13 protein-coding genes are annotated in these 17,015 nt (G+C 58.4%); 9 read left to right on the forward strand and 4 right to left on the reverse strand.

What is annotated here, in order from left to right:
* Nucleotides 1-4 precede the first annotated feature (4 nt).
* The 5 genes from AWM69_RS06625 to AWM69_RS06645 all read left to right on the forward strand — a co-directional run bounded on the left by AWM69_RS06625 (nucleotide 5) and on the right by AWM69_RS06645 (nucleotide 6,859).
* On the forward strand, nucleotides 5-943 hold the full coding sequence (locus tag AWM69_RS06625; protein WP_048382520.1) for a rhodanese-related sulfurtransferase: 939 nt from the start codon (nucleotides 5-7) through the stop codon (nucleotides 941-943).
* Between the two features lie 2 nt (nucleotides 944-945).
* Entirely contained in the window at nucleotides 946-1,581 is a 636-nt protein-coding gene (locus AWM69_RS06630; protein WP_131653292.1) for a DsbA family protein, read from the forward strand.
* Nucleotides 1,582-1,591: 10 nt separating this feature from the next.
* Nucleotides 1,592-3,391, forward strand: a complete 1,800-nt coding sequence (locus AWM69_RS06635) for an ABC transporter ATP-binding protein (RefSeq protein ID WP_218726090.1) — start codon at nucleotides 1,592-1,594, stop codon at nucleotides 3,389-3,391.
* A gap of 176 nt (nucleotides 3,392-3,567) precedes the next feature.
* Complete coding sequence (locus AWM69_RS06640) at nucleotides 3,568-6,027, forward strand: EAL domain-containing protein (RefSeq protein WP_218726046.1); 2,460 nt, start codon at nucleotides 3,568-3,570, stop codon at nucleotides 6,025-6,027.
* A gap of 46 nt (nucleotides 6,028-6,073) precedes the next feature.
* Complete coding sequence (locus tag AWM69_RS06645) at nucleotides 6,074-6,859, forward strand: iron-containing redox enzyme family protein (RefSeq protein WP_131653122.1); 786 nt, start codon at nucleotides 6,074-6,076, stop codon at nucleotides 6,857-6,859.
* Between the two features lie 72 nt (nucleotides 6,860-6,931).
* Here the strand turns inward: AWM69_RS06645 and AWM69_RS06650 are convergent, their stop codons facing one another.
* The 4 genes from AWM69_RS06650 to AWM69_RS06665 all read right to left on the reverse strand — a co-directional run bounded on the left by AWM69_RS06650 (nucleotide 6,932) and on the right by AWM69_RS06665 (nucleotide 10,483).
* Nucleotides 6,932-7,672: a YciK family oxidoreductase gene (locus AWM69_RS06650; protein WP_218726047.1), complete on the reverse strand. Its 741-nt coding sequence runs from the start codon at nucleotides 7,670-7,672 to the stop codon at nucleotides 6,932-6,934.
* A gap of 41 nt (nucleotides 7,673-7,713) precedes the next feature.
* Nucleotides 7,714-8,385 carry an N-acetylmuramic acid 6-phosphate phosphatase MupP gene (mupP, locus tag AWM69_RS06655; RefSeq protein ID WP_131653120.1) on the reverse strand — a complete coding sequence of 224 codons (672 nt, stop codon included), beginning with the start codon at nucleotides 8,383-8,385 and terminating at the stop codon, nucleotides 7,714-7,716.
* A gap of 3 nt (nucleotides 8,386-8,388) precedes the next feature.
* Entirely contained in the window at nucleotides 8,389-9,087 is a 699-nt protein-coding gene (gene ubiG / locus AWM69_RS06660) for a bifunctional 2-polyprenyl-6-hydroxyphenol methylase/3-demethylubiquinol 3-O-methyltransferase UbiG (RefSeq protein ID WP_048382527.1), read from the reverse strand.
* A 64-nt stretch (nucleotides 9,088-9,151) separates the two neighbouring features.
* Nucleotides 9,152-10,483 carry a TRZ/ATZ family hydrolase gene (locus tag AWM69_RS06665; protein ID WP_218726048.1) on the reverse strand — a complete coding sequence of 444 codons (1,332 nt, stop codon included), beginning with the start codon at nucleotides 10,481-10,483 and terminating at the stop codon, nucleotides 9,152-9,154.
* 106 nt (nucleotides 10,484-10,589) lie between these two features.
* On the opposite strand from AWM69_RS06665, the gene mtnA reads away from it, so the two are divergent.
* The 4 genes from mtnA (at nucleotide 10,590) to pheA (ending at nucleotide 17,015) form a co-directional block, all read left to right on the forward strand.
* Entirely contained in the window at nucleotides 10,590-11,666 is a 1,077-nt protein-coding gene (mtnA, locus tag AWM69_RS06670) for an S-methyl-5-thioribose-1-phosphate isomerase (RefSeq protein WP_131653119.1), read from the forward strand.
* Nucleotides 11,667-11,995: 329 nt separating this feature from the next.
* A complete protein-coding gene (gene gyrA / locus AWM69_RS06675) occupies nucleotides 11,996-14,632 on the forward strand; it encodes a DNA gyrase subunit A (RefSeq protein WP_131653118.1) in 2,637 nt (878 codons plus the stop codon).
* 203 nt (nucleotides 14,633-14,835) lie between these two features.
* Nucleotides 14,836-15,921 (forward strand): 3-phosphoserine/phosphohydroxythreonine transaminase, encoded by a 1,086-nt coding sequence (gene serC / locus AWM69_RS06680; protein WP_218726049.1) that lies wholly within the window; start codon nucleotides 14,836-14,838, stop codon nucleotides 15,919-15,921.
* Nucleotides 15,921-17,015 carry a prephenate dehydratase gene (gene pheA / locus AWM69_RS06685; RefSeq protein WP_048382531.1) on the forward strand — a complete coding sequence of 365 codons (1,095 nt, stop codon included), beginning with the start codon at nucleotides 15,921-15,923 and terminating at the stop codon, nucleotides 17,013-17,015. The genes serC and pheA overlap by 1 nt, the downstream gene beginning before the upstream one ends.

The raw sequence follows: 17,015 nt of genomic DNA on the forward strand, positions 1-17,015 counted from the left end.
CGCGATGACTTCGCCGATTGTAGTAGCTGCACTGTACAAATTCGTCACCCTTGAAGATTACGTCGAACTGCGAGAGCCCTTGCTCAAGGCCATGGTCGATAACGGCATCAAGGGGACATTGCTGATTGCCGAAGAAGGCATCAACGGCACTGTATCCGGTAGCCGTGAAGGAATTGACGGGCTGATGGACTGGTTGAAGTCCGACCCGCGCATGATCGACATCGATCACAAGGAATCCTACTGCGATGACCAGCCGTTCTACCGGACCAAGGTCAAGCTGAAGAAAGAAATCGTCACCCTCGGCGTAGAAGGCGTAGATCCGAACAAAAAAGTCGGAACCTATGTCGACCCCGAGAACTGGAACGCGCTGATCAGCGATCCAGAGGTGCTGCTGATCGATACCCGTAATGATTACGAAGTGTCCATCGGTACGTTTGAAGGGGCCATTGACCCCAAGACCACCAGCTTTCGCGAGTTTCCCGACTACATCAAGGCCAACTTCGACCCGGCCAGGCACAAGAAAGTCGCCATGTTCTGCACCGGTGGCATTCGTTGTGAAAAGGCTTCGAGCTACATGCTCAGCCAAGGGTTTGACGAGGTGTATCACCTTAAGGGCGGGATCCTGAAGTACCTCGAAGAAGTGCCGCAGGAAGAAACCAAATGGCAGGGCGACTGCTTCGTGTTTGATAATCGTGTCACCGTGCGTCACGATTTGAGCGAAGGCGAATACGACCAGTGCCACGCCTGCCGCACCCCGATCAGCGCGGCGGACCGCGAGTCCGAGCACTATCAGCCGGGTATCAGTTGCCCGTATTGCTGGGACAAACTGAGCGAGAAGACGCGGCGCAGTGCCATTGATCGCCAAAAGCAGATCGAACTGGCCAAGGCCCGCAATCAACCACATCCGATCGGTCATAACTACCGTAAACCTGCCGAGGCCTGATGATGTCAGCGCGCCTGCTCTATGTGATGGACCCGATGTGCTCGTGGTGCTGGGGTTTTTCACCCGTCGCTGAAGCCCTGGTAGAGCAGGCACAGGCCGCAGGTGTCGAGTTGCACCTGGTGGTGGGTGGTCTGCGCACCGGCAGCGGTGCGTCAATGGACGCCGCGAAGCGCCGCTATATCCTTGAGCATTGGCAGGCCGTCGCAGACGCCACCGGGCAACCGTTTACCTTTGAAGGTGCTTTGTCCGAGGGCTTTGTGTACGACACTGAGCCCGCTTGTCGGGCATTGGTGGCAGCCCGCAGCCTGGCCCCCGATTGCGCCTGGAAACTGGTGAAGCTGATCCAGCAGGCATTTTACGTGCAGGGGCGGGATGTCACTCAAGCCAGTGTGCTGGTTGAGCTGGCCGAGGCCGCAGGGTTGCCGCGTATCGAGTTTGCGGCAGCCTTCGATACTGCCGAACAACACGCCGCCACCGCTGCCGACTTCAGTTGGGTGCAAGACCTGGGCATTGCCGGGTTCCCGACCTTGCTGGCCGAGCGTGACGGGCAACTCGCGTTACTGACCAACGGTTATCAACCGCTTGGGCCTTTGTCGGACTTGCTCGGTCGCTGGCTAGAACGCGCCACGCGTGTTTGATCCTTCTGAGGTGCCGCCTTGCGGAAAAACCCCGGACCGCCTGACGTGGGGCGAGATCCGGCGCTTGGCCCTGCGCCATAAAAAAGCCTTGTGGATTGCCAACGGGGTCGCCGTACTGGCCACCTTGTGCAGTGTCCCCATCCCTTTGCTGCTGCCCTTGCTGGTCGATGAGGTGTTGTTGGGCAACGGCGATGCGGCCCTGAAAGTCATGAATCATGCGTTGCCGCAGGCCTGGCAAGCTGCGGCGGGCTACATCGGCCTGATGCTGGCGATTACCCTTGTGCTGCGTTGCGGGGCGTTGCTGTTCAACGTGCTTCAGGCCCGGCTGTTTTCGAGGCTGGCCAAAGATATTGTGTTCCGTATCCGCTTGCGTTTGATCGAGCGCCTCAAGCGTATTTCGCTGGCCGAGTACGAAAGCCTGGGCAGCGGCACCGTGACCACGCACCTGGTCACGGATCTGGACACGCTGGACAAGTTTGTCGGCGAGACGCTGAGCCGCTTTCTGGTGGCCATGCTCACGCTGGTGGGGACTTCGGCGATTTTGCTGTGGATGCACTGGCAACTGGCGCTGCTGATCCTGCTGTTTAACCCGTTGGTGATTTACGCCACGGTGCAATTGGGTAAGCGCGTCAAACACCTGAAAAAACTGGAAAACGACAGCACGGCACGCTTTACCCAGGCCCTGACCGAAACCCTGGATGCCATTCAGGAAGTACGCGCAGGCAATCGCCAGGGGTTTTTCCTGGGTCGCTTGGGACAACGTGCTCGTGAAGTGCGTGACTTTGCGGTGGCTTCGCAGTGGAAAAGCGACGCTTCGAACCGGGCCAGCGGTTTGTTGTTCCAGTTCGGGATCGACATTTTCCGTGCGGCGGCGATGTTGACTGTGCTGTTTTCGGATCTGTCGATCGGCCAGATGCTCGCCGTGTTCAGTTATCTGTGGTTCATGATTGGTCCGGTCGAGCAATTGCTTAACTTGCAATACGCTTTTTATGCGGCAGGCGGGGCGGTGACGCGGATCAACCAGCTGTTGGCCCGTGCCGATGAACCGCAATATCCCGGCGGCGTGAATCCCTTTGCAGGGCACCAGACCGTAGGCATAGAAGTGCGGGACCTGAGCTTCAGCTACGGTGAAGAAAAGGTGCTGGATCACCTGAACCTGAGCATTGCAGCAGGTGAGAAGGTGGCCATCGTGGGAACCAGTGGCGGTGGCAAGAGCACGCTGGTGCAGCTGCTATTGGGGCTTTACACCCCGCAATCGGGAGATATTTACTTTGCCGGCGCCAGTCAGTCGCAAATTGGCCTGCAAACCATTCGTGAACACGTTGCCGTGGTCCTGCAGCACCCGGCACTGTTCAACGACACGGTACGCGCCAACCTGACCATGGGCCGTGAGCGCTCTGACGAAGCCTGTTGGCGGGCGCTGGAAATCGCTCAGCTCGACGGCACCATTCTGAACCTGCCGCAAGGGCTGGACAGTATTGTCGGGCGTTCGGGTGTGCGCCTGTCGGGAGGTCAACGCCAGCGCCTGGCGATTGCCCGAATGGTCCTGGCCGAGCCTCGCGTGGTGATTCTCGATGAGGCCACCAGTGCCCTCGATGCAGCCACGGAATACAACCTGCATCACGCTTTGGGAAAATTCTTGAGTGGTCGCACCACATTAATCATCGCTCATCGCCTGTCTGCGGTAAAACAGGCAGATCGGGTGCTGGTGTTTGATGGCGGGCGCATTGCCGAAGAGGGTGATCACCAGCAGTTGATCGCCGATGGCGGCCTTTACGCAAGGCTGTACGGGCATCTGCAACAGAACTGATGCCGGGGGCTGATGTTTTTACGGGCCTCTACCCATGCGTGACAGGGCCTGGTTGCAGGCTCTTTGCTAGTACTCTTTCTGTCGTTGCTCTGTTTTTCGCAAATTAGCCTAGGCTGATGTGTTGTGGAGAGGTTGTTCTCTGGTTTTTGACCGGTTAGCTGACGCAAAGGGAGCTCATGAAGCAAGAACGTACCCTCGACGCGCCGCGATTGTTGGGCATTGTCTGGCCCTTTATCGCAGTCGTGCTGTTTCAGGCGTTATTGGGGTGTGTCAGCCTCTATATGCTCTCGGCCGTGAGAGGCTATGTCGCAGGCGAGAGCTTATGGTCCAAGGGGCAAAAAGACGCTATCTACTTCCTCACACTGTATGCCGACGGCCAGGATCCGGCCATTTTCGCCAAGTATGAACAAGCGATCAGGGTGCCTAAGGGCGGCAACATCCTGCGTAAGGCGCTGGATCAGTCGCCCCCGGATCTGGACGCTGCCCGTGAAGGTATTTTGCAGGGCGGCAACAGCCCGGAAGACGTCTCGAGCATCATCTGGTTCTACCGGTACTTTCGGAACTTCAGTTACCTGAATCGGGCTGTTGAGAAATGGGTCGTGGGTGACAGCTACCTGATTCAGCTCGATGCGCTGGCCCAGGAAATACACCGGGTCACATCTGCCCAGCAGGCGACCGCTGCTGATATCCAGCGCTGGAGGGCCGATATCTTCAGCATCAATGAAGGCGTCACGCCAGCGGCCAAAGCCTTTAGCGATGCTCTGGGCGAAGGGTCACGATTTATCCTGAACCTGTTGGTGTTGACCAATCTCGCCACTGCGCTTGGCCTGATTCTGCTGGCGCTGTTGCGCACACGCAAAATACTTGCCCAGCGCCGCGCATTTGCCGAAGCGTTGCAAATGGAAAGGGAGCGGGCGCAAATAACCCTAGAGTCCATTGGCGACGGGGTTATCAGTACGGACGTCAGTGGCGCAATTGCCTACATGAACCCTGCGGCGGAGCAACTCACCCGTTGGAGGTCCGAGCAAGCCCAGGGCATCCCCTTGGCCGCATTGTTCAAGTTGCTCGACGAAAATGCCCAGGATGATGGCTTCAAGTTGATCGACCGCATTCTCAGCGGCGAGCTGGGCAACCACAGTGAGCACGCCAAGCTGATTCAGCGCGCGGATGGCAGTACGGTTTCTGTCACGCTGGTGGGCGCCCCGATCCTTCACGCCGGACAAGTGAGCGGTGCTGTGCTGGTGCTGCACGACATGACCCGTGAACGGCAATACCTCGCCAATTTGTCCTGGCAGGCGACCCATGACTCGCTGACAGGGCTGACCAATCGCCGCGAGTTTGAATACCGGCTGGAGCTGGTGTTGCAAAACCTGGCTCGCCAGCAAGGCCGTCACGCCTTGCTGTACCTCGATCTGGACCAATTCAAACTGGTCAACGATACCTGCGGTCATGCAGCGGGCGATGAGCTTTTGCGTCATGTGTGTGCGTTGTTGCAGGCCGGTTTGCGTGAAGGCGATACGCTCGCGCGCCTCGGAGGAGATGAATTTGGCATCCTGCTGGAAAACTGCCCGCCCGACGCCGCAGAGAAAATCGCTGATGGCCTGCGCCAGACGGTACAGAGTTTGCATTTTGCCTGGAAGGGCCGGCCATTCCTGACCACCATCAGCATCGGGCTGGTGCATATTCACTCGGCCCCCGTGACACTTGAGGGGCTGTTGCAGGCAGCGGACATGGCGTGCTACATGGCCAAGGAGAAGGGCCGCAATCGGGTGCAGGTCTACCACGCCGATGACTCCGAGCTCTGTCTGCGTTTTGGCGAAATGGCATGGGTTCAGCGTTTGCATGTCGCCCTGGAAGACAACCGTTTTTGCCTGTATGCACAAGAGATTACCGAGCTGGGCGCCACTCGGGACGCTGCTGGCCACATCGAAATTTTATTGCGTTTGTATGATGAAAGCGGGCGAATGATCTTGCCTGACAGTTTTATTCCCGCCGCTGAGCGTTATGGCTTGATGTCTTCAATTGATCGCTGGGTGGTCGAAAACGTGTTCAGGGTCATTTCTGAATGCGCAGCCCAGTCTCCAGGCCGTCCGATGGCGGTATGCGCGATCAATCTTTCGGGTACCACCATTGGTGACGAAGACTTTTTAGCGTTCCTGCATGAGCAGTTCGAATGTTATGGCGTCGCCCCCGAGATGATCTGTTTTGAAATTACCGAAACCAGTGCTATTGCCAATTTGGGCAGCGCGATTCGTTTTATCAATGATTTGAAGGGGCTGGGTTGCCAGTTCTCCCTGGATGATTTTTGTGCCGGTATGTCCTCATTTGCCTACTTGAAGCATTTGCCGGTGGATTTTCTGAAAATTGATGGCAGCTTCGTCAGGGACATGCTCGATGACCCGATAAACCGGGCTATGGTTGAGGTCATCAATCACATTGGCCATGTGATGGGCAAGCGCACGATTGCCGAGTTCGTCGAGAGCCCGCAAATTGAGCAGGCATTGATCGAGATCGGTGTCGATTTTGCCCAAGGGTATACAATTGAGCGTCCAAAGTTATTCAACTGCGAAAGCTTGTTGTGTCGGCCCGAGCGACGCAAGCCTCAGGGTTTAAAGTCGCCAGGCACGTTGCGCTGACAGCGCGCAGGACAGTGAAACATCACCCATCAAAAGGAATTCGATAGTGATTGATGCATTCAACCGCACTGGGCCGCTCATGGAGGCAGCCAGTTATCCGGACTGGGCTCAGCAGTTGATCAGGGACTGCAGTGAGAGCAAGCGTCGAGTTGTCGAGCATGATTTTTATAGACGCATGCGCGATAACACGCTGAGCCCCAAAACCCTGCGCTTGTATCTGATTGGCGGCTGGCCTGTGGTTGAGCAGTTTTCGTTGTACATGGGGCGTAATCTGGGCAAAACCCGTTATGGGCGTCATCCCGGCGAAGACAAGGCGCGTCGCTGGCTGATTCGTAATATACGGGTTGAGCTCAACCATGCCGATTACTGGGTGAACTGGGCCGGGGCACACGGTATAGCCCTTGAAGACATGAGCGCGCAGGATATTCCGGTTGAGTTTCAGGCGCTCAATGATTGGTGCTGGCACACCTGCGTGAGCGATTCTCTGGCGGTGGCCATGGCCGCAACCAACTATGCCATTGAAGGGGCGGTGGGCGAGTGGTCCGCGATGGTGTGTTCCAGCGCTGTCTATGAGGAGTCATTCCCCCCCGAGGAGCGCAAGCGCGCAATGAAGTGGCTGAAAATGCACGCTCAGTATGATGATGAGCATCCGTGGGAGGCGCTGGACATCATTTGTACGTTGGCAGGCATGAACCCGAGTCGGGCGCTGCAGACGGAGCTTCGTAAGGCTATTTGCAAGAGTTATGACTACATGCACCTGTTTTTACAAAGCTGCCTGCAGTTCGAAAAGAACCTGATGGTGCGTGAGCGACGGGAACTGGCTGAAAGTTGACTGGGGCCGGATCCGGCATAAAAAAACCGCAGGTTGCGTTTGTCGCAACCTGCGGTTTTTTATGTGGTCATATTATTGCGCGTCGAATGCCTGGCCGTTGATTCCTGTGCTGTCAGGGCCCATCAGGTACAGGTAAACCGGCATGATCTCTTCCGGTTGCGGGTTGTTCTCAGGGTTTTCGCCCGGGTACGCCAGCGCACGCATGCTGGTGCGAGTCGCACCCGGGTTGATGCTGTTGGAACGCACGGCAGCCACGCCGTCGACTTCGTCTGCCAGGGTTTGCATCAGACCTTCGGTGGCAAACTTTGACACGCCATATGCCCCCCAGTAAGCGCGACCTTTGCGGCCGACGCTGCTGGAGGTGAATATCACCGAGGCGTCTTGCGACAGCTTGAGCAGAGGCAGCAGCGTGCTGGTGAGCATGAACATGGCGTTGACGTTCACCTGCATGACCCGCATGAAGTTTTCGCCTGACAGCTGCTCCAGGGGCGTGCGCGGGCCAATGATCGAGGCGTTGTGCAGCAGCCCGTCCAGGTGGCCGAATTCATTTTCTATCATCGCGGCCAGCTCATCGTATTGATGGGGCTGGGCCGTTTCGAGATTGAACGGGATGACCGCCGGCTGTGGATGCCCGGCGGCTTCGATTTCGTCGTAGACCTGGCTCAGGTTGGCCTCGGTTTTACCCAGCAGCAGCACGGTCGCACCGTGGCTGGCATAGATTTTGGCAGCCGCAGCGCCAATGCCGCGACCCGCACCGGTGACCAGAATCACCCGGCCCTGGAGCAGGTCGGGTCGGGCAGAGTAATCAAACATAAAAAACCTCAGCAGTATTCATCGATAGCCCGACGTGCATGTCAGCAGCTGCACATCGCGTTATCAAGGACTTTGCGCAATTCGCTCGGGTGATCGACCACGATGTCGGCCCCCCAGTGATCGGGGTTGTCGTTCGGGTGGATATAGCCAAAGCGTACGGCGGCCGTCTTGGTCCCGGCATCGCGTCCGGATTCGATATCGCGCAGGTCATCGCCCACGAACAGCACGCTGGCCGGATCAAGGTCGAGCAGCTTGCAGGCCAGTATCATTGGCTCGGGATCGGGCTTGCTGCGTGTCACGTGATCCGGGCAGATCAGCACCGCCGAGCGCTCGGCCAGGCCCAGTCGCTCCATGATGGGTTGAGCAAAGCGCACCGGTTTGTTGGTGACAACGCCCCAGACCAGATGCGCTTTTTCGATATCGCTCAGCAATTGGGCCATGCCGTCAAACAGCCGGGTGTGCACCGCGCAATCGCGCTGGTAGCGCTCAAGGAACTCCAGGCGCAGCGCCTCGAACCCCGGGGCTTGCGGGTCCATGTTGAAGGTAACGGCAACCATGGCGCGGGCGCCACCGGAGATTTCATCGCGGATCAGTTTGTCTGCAATAGGCGGCAGGTCGCGCTCGGCACGCATGGCCTGGCAGATGGCGATGAAATCCGGCGCGGTGTCGAGCAGGGTGCCGTCCATGTCAAAAAGAACTGCTCTTAAACGCATGTATTACTCCTCGCGAAGGGTCTGGATCATGTAGTTGACGTCAACATCGTCGGCCAGCTTGTAGTGCTTGGTCAGCGGGTTGTAGGTCAGGCCTATGATGTCTTTGACGCTCAGGCCGGCCTGACGGCTCCAGGCACCCAGTTCGGATGGGCGGATGAATTTTTTGAAGTCGTGTGTCCCGCGGGGGATCAGCTTCATGATGTATTCCGCGCCAATGATCGCGAACAGGTAGGATTTCGGGTTGCGGTTGATGGTCGAGAAGAAGACCTGGCCACCGGGCTTCACCATGCGATAGCACGCTTGAATCACTGAAGCAGGATCCGGAACGTGTTCCAGCATTTCAAGGCAGGTGACGACATCGAATTGCTCGGGCATTTCGACGGCCAGCTCCTCGGCGGTGATCTGCCGGTATTCAACACTCACTCCGGACTCGAGCTGATGCAGTTGCGCCACGGCCAGCGGGGCTTCGCCCATATCGATGCCCATTACGGTCGCACCGCGTTGAGCCATGGATTCGCTGAGAATGCCGCCGCCGCAACCGACGTCCAATACTTTTTTGCCTGCCAGTTGCACGCGCTCGTCAATCCAGTTGACGCGTAGCGGGTTGATGTCGTGCAGTGGCTTGAACTCGCTTTCGCGATCCCACCAGCGATGGGCAAGGGCTTCGAATTTAGCGATCTCGGCGTGGTCGACGTTGCTCATGGGTCATTCCTCTAAAGCTGAAAAATCCTGGTAATGCTTCGGGCGCAGGCCCCAAGCGTCTGAATCAGTGAGTATGGCTGCGGATGCGTTCGCCCCAGGCTTTGGCTGTTGCGCAGAGCTGTTGCTCGTCCATGCGGGTCAGGCGGCCATCGTCCAGCAATTGTTTGCCGGCAACCCAGACGTGTTTCACGCAATCGCGGCCGCAGGCATAGATCAATTGTGAAACAGGGTCGTAGACGGGTTGCTGAGCCAGCCCGGAGAGGTCGAACGCAACCAGGTCGGCCGCCTTGCCCTTCTCGATCGAGCCGATATCATTTTCAAGGCCCAGGGCGCGGGCGCCGTTCAGGGTTGCCATGCGCAGGGCGCGGTGCGCATCCAGTGCGGTGGCCGAACCTGCGACGGCTTTGGCCAGCAGGGCGGCAGTGCGGGTTTCGCCAAGCAGGTCGAGGTCATTGTTGCTGGCCGCACCGTCGGTGCCGACCGCGACATTGACTCCGGCTTGCCACAGGCGTTCTACAGGGCAGAAACCACTGGCCAGCTTGAGGTTGGACTCGGGGCAATGAATCACGCAAGCGTTGCTTTCAACCAGCATGGCCAGGTCGTCATCGCTGATCTGGGTCATATGCACGGCCTGGAAGCGGGGGCCCAGCATGCCCAGTCGTGCAAGACGGGCCAAGGGGCGCTCGCCATTGAGTTCGACAGCCTGTTGCACTTCGAAAGCGGTTTCATGCACATGCATCTGAATAGCTGCATCAAGCTCGTCGGCGATGAGCCGGACTTTTTCGAGATTTTCGTCGCTGACGGTGTAGGGCGCATGAGGTCCGAAAGCGATTTTTATCCGCGAATGGTGTTTCAGGTCGCCGAACAGTTCGATGGCCTGGCGCAGGGCCTCATCGGCCGAGCTTGCTCCGGGGATCGGAAAGTCGAGGATCGGAATCGCAATTTGTGCGCGGATGCCGCTGTTGTGCACGCGTTCGGTCGCGATCCCGGGGTAAAAATACATGTCGCTGAAACACGTGATTCCCCCCTTCAGTTGCTCGGCAATGGCCAGGTCGGTGCCATCGCGCACGAAGCTTTCATCGACCCATTTGGCCTCGGCCGGCCAGATATGCTGCTCCAGCCAGGTCATCAATGGCAGGTCGTCGGCCATGCCGCGGAACAGCGTCATCGCAGCATGGCCGTGGGCGTTGATCAGGCCCGGGCCGAGCAGCGTGTCGGGCAGCTCGCGGGTTTCGAGGGTGGTGTACTGCAAGGCTTCGTGGCGCGGACCGATGAACACGATCCGTCCGTCCCGGATGCCAACCCCGTGATCCTTGAGGACAACGCCGGCAGGTTCGACCGGCACGAGCCAGGTTGGCAAGAGTAGTAAGTCGAGGGGCGCGGTCGGTGTCGGCATCAAAAACGGCTTCCAGTGCTTTCTAAAAGGAGTCGAAGTATACCCGAGCGCCTTACAGGAGGGCTCGCTATAATCGGCGGCTTTGTTTCTGGGTTTGGGGGAAGGCATGCGCGATCGACTGTTGGCGGCGGAAAAGGTTAAGGCCATCGATTGGCGGGGTGAAGCCCTTTACCTGCTGGATCAGCGCAGTCTGCCCTTTGAGGAAAACTGGCTGGCATGCACGGGGGCACAAGGTGTCGCCGAGGCGATTCGCGACGCAGTGGTGCGCGGTGCGCCCGCGATTGGCATAGCCGCGGCCTATGGTGTGGTGCTGGCGGCGCGTGAGCGAAAGGCTGCCGGGGGTGACTGGGTGGCTGCACTGGAAGACGACTTCACGTTGCTGGCCGACTCTAGCCCGACGGCAGCGAACCTGACCTGGGCCTTGAGCCGGATGCGTGACCGGTTGCGGCGAACCCAGGCCAGTGCTGATGCGCTGCAGGTGCTTGAAGCTGAGGCTGTCTCGATCCATGAGAGTGACCGTGAGGCCAATCTGACGATGGCGCAACTGGGTGTCGAGCTGATTCGTCGGCACCAGGGGAATGCGCAGGCCGTGCTGACCCACTGCAACACCGGTGCGTTGGCAACCGGTGGTTTCGGGACGGCACTGGGAGTGATTCGGGCGGCCTGGCTGGACGGCATGATCGAGCAGGTGTACGCAGGTGAAACCCGGCCCTGGTTGCAAGGATCCCGCCTGACCGCGTGGGAGCTTGAGAGCGAAGGTATCCCGGTGGTGCTCAATGTCGACTCGGCGGCGGGGCATATCATGAAAACCAAGGGTGTGACCTGGGTGATTGTGGGGGCGGACCTCATTACCGCCAACGGTGATGTGGCGAACCGGATCGGCACGTACCAATTGGCGGTTAATGCCATGCACCACGGTGTGCGCTTCATGGTGGTTGCCCCCAGCGCCACGATCGACATGACGCTGGCCAGCGGTGATGACATTGTCCTTGAGGAGCGAGACGGCAGTGAGCTGCTGGATGTCGGTGGCGTGCGGGTAGGCGCCAATGTCCGGGGGTTCAACCCGGTGTTTGATGTGACGCCGGCCGATCTGATTGACGTCATCGTGACCGAGAAGGGCATTGTCGAACGTCCGGATGCGGCAAAAATGGCGCAGCTGATGTGTCGCAAGCGTTTGCATTGAGGTGCATCGCGGCCGCATGAAGCCGTCAATCATGAACCTGGCGGTACGGGTCATTTGCCGCTCTCGGCCCCTCTGAGCGCGCTCAGGCCGATAACCGGCTCGCTTACTGTGATCCATGCGCATCTGAGGGATAGGTGCGTGGCGGCGTTTGTGATAACATTCGGCGGTTTCCAGGGTGGCCCGTAATGGTTGCCCTTACTGCGCAAATCCGTAGCATAACTCGTTGATTTGTCGTAAGTCGTTGCATGGCACGTGGTCAGCAGCGGCGAGCTTCGTTCGTCCCGAATGGATGTGGCGAAGTTTCACCCGAAAAAGGAATCAGGCTTCTCATGGGCGAACTGGCCAAAGAAATCCTCCCGGTCAATATCGAAGACGAGCTGAAACAGTCCTACCTCGACTACGCGATGAGCGTAATTGTCGGGCGGGCGCTTCCTGATGCACGCGATGGCTTGAAGCCCGTGCACCGGCGCGTGCTGTTTGCGATGAGCGAACTGAATAACGACTGGAACAAGCCGTACAAGAAATCTGCCCGTGTGGTCGGTGACGTAATCGGTAAGTATCACCCGCATGGTGATACCGCGGTTTACGACACTATCGTTCGAATGGCTCAGCCATTCTCCCTGCGCTACCTGCTGGTAGACGGTCAGGGCAACTTCGGTTCGGTCGACGGCGACAACGCTGCGGCCATGCGATACACCGAAGTGCGCATGACCAAGTTGGCCCACGAGTTGCTGGCCGACTTGCACAAAGAGACCGTGGACTGGGTGCCGAACTACGACGGCACGGAAATGATCCCGGCGGTCATGCCGACGCGAATTCCCAACTTGCTGGTCAACGGTTCCAGCGGCATCGCCGTGGGCATGGCCACCAACATCCCGCCGCACAACCTTGGTGAAGTCATCGATGGTTGCCTGGCACTCATCGACAACCCTGAGTTGAGCATCGATGAGCTGATGCAGTACATCCCCGGGCCGGACTTCCCGACCGCTGCGATCATCAACGGTCGTGCCGGTATCATCGAAGCCTACCGCACCGGTCGTGGCCGTATTTACATGCGCGCCCGCTCGATCATCGAAGATATCGACAAGGTCGGTGGCCGTCAGCAGATCGTCATTACCGAACTCCCTTACCAGTTGAACAAGGCGCGATTGATCGAGAAGATCGCCGAGCTGGTTAAAGAGAAGAAGCTTGAAGGCATCACCGAGCTGCGTGACGAGTCCGACAAGGACGGCATGCGTGTCGTGATCGAACTGCGTCGCGGTGAAGTGCCTGAGGTGATCCTCAACAACCTCTACGCCCAGACCCAGCTGCAAGCGGTGTTCGGTATCAACATCGTCGCGCTGATCGATGGCCGGCCGCGCATCCTGAACCTCAAGGATCTGCTGGAAGCCTTCGTTCGTCACCGTCGCGAAGTGGTTACCCGCCGTACCGTATTCGAGCTGCGCAAGGCCCGTGAACGTGGCCATATCCTTGAAGGTCAGGCTGTAGCCTTGTCCAACATCGATCCGGTCATCGCGCTGATCAAGGCCTCGCCAACGCCATCGGAAGCCAAGGAAGCGCTGGTCAGCACGCCTTGGGAGTCGAGTGCAGTGGTTGCCATGGTCGAACGTGCCGGTGCCGATTCGTGCCGTCCGGACAACCTTGACCCGCAATACGGTCTGCGTGAAGGCAAGTACTTCCTGTCGCCGGAGCAGGCTCAGGCCATTCTGGAATTGCGTCTGCATCGCCTGACCGGTCTGGAGCACGAAAAGCTGCTGGCCGAGTATCAAGAGATCCTCAACCAGATCGGCGAACTGATCCGTATCCTCAATAGCTCCACGCGCTTGATGGAAGTGATCCGTGAAGAGCTGGAACTGATCCGTGCCGAATATGGCGATGTGCGTCGCACCGAGATTCTCGATGCCCGTCTCGACCTGACCCTGGGTGACATGATCCCGGAAGAAGAGCGCGTTGTGACCATCTCCCACGGTGGTTATGCCAAGACCCAGCCATTGGCTGCGTACCAGGCCCAGCGTCGTGGCGGTAAAGGCAAGTCGGCAACTGGCGTCAAGGATGAGGACTACATCGCTCACCTGCTGGTTGCCAACAGCCACACCACGCTGTTGCTGTTCTCCAGCAAAGGCAAGGTGTACTGGCTCAAAACCTATGAAATACCGGAAGCTTCCCGTGCTGCGCGGGGCCGTCCGCTGGTCAACCTGCTGCCGCTGGGCGAGGGTGAATACATCACCACCATGCTGCCGGTCGAGGAATACACCGAAGGTCACTTCATCTTCATGGCCACCGCTAACGGCACCGTGAAGAAGACCCCGCTGGAATCCTTCAGCCGTCAACGCAGCGTCGGTCTGATCGCGCTGGAGCTGGACGAAGGCGACGTGCTGATCAGTGCTGCCATCACCGATGGCGAGCGCGAAGTCATGCTGTTCTCCGACGGTGGCAAGGTGACACGCTTCAAGGAATCCGACGTGCGTGCCATGGGCCGTACGGCTCGCGGTGTACGCGGCATGCGTCTTCCGGAAGGGCAAAAGCTGATTTCGATGCTGATCCCTGAAGAAGGCAGCCAGATCCTCACCGCTTCGGCGCGTGGTTACGGCAAGCGCACGGCCATCAGCGAGTTCCCTGAATACAAGCGTGGCGGTCAGGGTGTTATTGCCATGGTCAGCAACGATCGTAATGGCCGTCTGGTCGGTGCGGTTCAGGTTCAGGACGGGGAAGAAATCATGCTGATTTCCGACCAGGGCACTCTGGTGCGTACGCGTGTCGACGAAGTGTCGAGCCTGGGACGTAACACTCAGGGCGTCACCCTGATCAAGCTGGCCAGTGATGAAACGCTGGTCGGGCTGGAGCGGGTTCAGGAGCCGTCGGAAGTCGAGGGTGAAGAACTCGAAGGTGAAGGCGAAGAGGGTGTCGAGCTTGAAGGCGAGCAGCCACTAGACGCTGGCGCTGACGAAGAAGCACCGCAGGTGTAAGCGGACACACAGGGGGGCGGATGAAGATTCGCCCCCTTGTTGTATGTCCCGTATGAAAGTATCGACCACCTGCAGGGGCGAGTTTGCTCGCGATAGCAGCAACGCGGTTTGCCATTCGGGCCGCAGTTCGCTCCCGCATCAGGTCAGTGTCGACTGATATCATGATTTATCGCGTGACCCACCAAATCAGAGTGAGAGTGGATGTGAGCAAACGAGCCTATAACTTCTGCGCAGGTCCTGCTGCGCTCCCTGAAGCCGTCCTGTTGCGTGCCCAGTCCGAGTTGCTCGACTGGCACGGCAAGGGCCTCTCCGTCATGGAGATGAGCCACCGCAGTGATGAGTTTGTATCCATTGCGACCAAGGCCGAGCAGGATCTGCGTGACCTGCTGTCTATTCCCTCGAACTATAAGGTCCTGTTTCTGCAGGGTGGCGCCAGCCAGCAATTTGCTCAAATTCCGTTGAATCTGCTGCCCGAGAATGGCAAGGCAGATTACATCGACACCGGCATCTGGTCGCAAAAGGCGATTGAAGAGGCTTCGCGCTTTGGTCACGTGAACGTGGCAGCAACGGCCAAGCCTTACGATTACTTCGCCATTCCAGGCCAGAACGAGTGGAAGCTGTCGAGTGATGCGGCTTACGTTCATTACGCGCCGAATGAAACCATTGGCGGCCTGGAGTTCGACTGGATCCCGCAAACCGGTGATGTACCGTTGGTCGCTGACATGTCCTCCGACATTTTGTCGCGTCCGGTAGATGTATCGCGCTTTGGCATGATTTACGCCGGTGCCCAGAAAAACATCGGTCCAAGCGGGATTGTGGTCAACATCATTCGCGAAGACCTGCTGGGGCGTGCGCGCTCAATCTGTCCGACGATGCTTGACTACAAGGTCGCAGCGGATAACGGTTCGATGTACAACACGCCGCCGACACTGGCCTGGTATTTGTCTGGCCTGGTGTTCGAGTGGCTCAAAGAGCAAGGCGGGGTTGAGGCGGTCGGCAAGCTCAACGAAGTCAAGAAGCGCACTCTGTATGACTTTATCGATGCCAGCGGCCTGTACAGCAACCCGATCAACAAGTCTGACCGGTCCTGGATGAACGTGCCGTTCCGTCTGGCGGATGACCGTCTCGACAAGCCATTCCTTGCGGGTGCCGAAGCGCGCGGCCTGCTGAACCTCAAGGGGCATCGTTCGGTAGGCGGCATGCGTGCATCGATCTATAACGCTGTAGACATCACCGCCGTTAATGCGTTGGTGGCGTACATGGCAGAGTTCGAAAAGGAACACGGCTAATGTCTGAGCAAGAACTCAAGGCGCTGCGCGTACGCATCGACAGCCTGGACGAAAAGGTTCTGGAGCTGATCAGCGAGCGCGCCCGCTGCGCTCAAGAAGTTGCGCGGGTCAAAATGGCTTCGCTGGCTGAGGGTGAAGTGCCGGTATTTTATCGGCCTGAACGTGAGGCGCAGGTGCTCAAGCGCGTCATGGAGCGCAACAAGGGGCCGTTGGGCAATGAAGAGATGGCGCGTCTGTTCCGCGAAATCATGTCTTCCTGCCTGGCGCTGGAGCAGCCGCTGAAAGTCGCGTACCTGGGGCCAGAAGGTACCTTCACCCAGGCGGCAGCGATGAAGCACTTCGGGCATGCCGTCATCAGCAAGCCAATGGCTGCAATCGATGAGGTTTTCCGTGAAGTGGCCGCGGGTGCTGTCAATTTCGGTGTGGTGCCGGTGGAAAACTCCACTGAAGGGGCTGTGAACCATACGCTGGACAGCTTCCTTGAGCACGACATGGTGATTTGCGGCGAAGTTGAGCTGCGCATTCACCACCATCTGCTGGTTGGCGAGAACACCAAGACCGACAGCATCAGTCGCATCTACTCCCATGCGCAGTCGCTGGCTCAATGCCGCAAATGGCTGGACGCGCATTACCCGAATGTCGAGCGCGTTGCTGTGTCGAGCAATGCCGAGGCAGCCAAGCGGGTCAAGGGCGAGTGGAACTCGGCGGCCATTGCAGGTGATATGGCCGCAGGCTTGTATGGGCTGACCCGTTTGGCTGAAAAGATCGAGGACCGTCCGGACAACTCCACGCGGTTCCTGATGATTGGTAATCAGGAAGTGCCGCCGACCGGTGACGACAAGACGTCGATCATCGTGTCGATGAGCAACCGTCCAGGTGCGCTGCATGAGCTATTGGTGCCGTTCCATGAGAACGGTATCGACCTGACGCGCATCGAGACACGTCCTTCGCGTAGCGGTAAATGGACCTATGTATTCTTCATCGATTTTGCTGGCCACCACCGCGACCCATTGGTCAAGAGTGTGCTGGAGCAAATCAGTCAAGAAGCGGTCGCACTTAAAGTGCTGGGTTCTTACCCTAAAGCGGTTCTCTGA

The sequence above is a fragment of the Pseudomonas sp. D1HM genome (genome assembly GCF_019266105.1).
GTDB lineage: Bacteria > Pseudomonadota > Gammaproteobacteria > Pseudomonadales > Pseudomonadaceae > Aquipseudomonas > Aquipseudomonas taetrolens.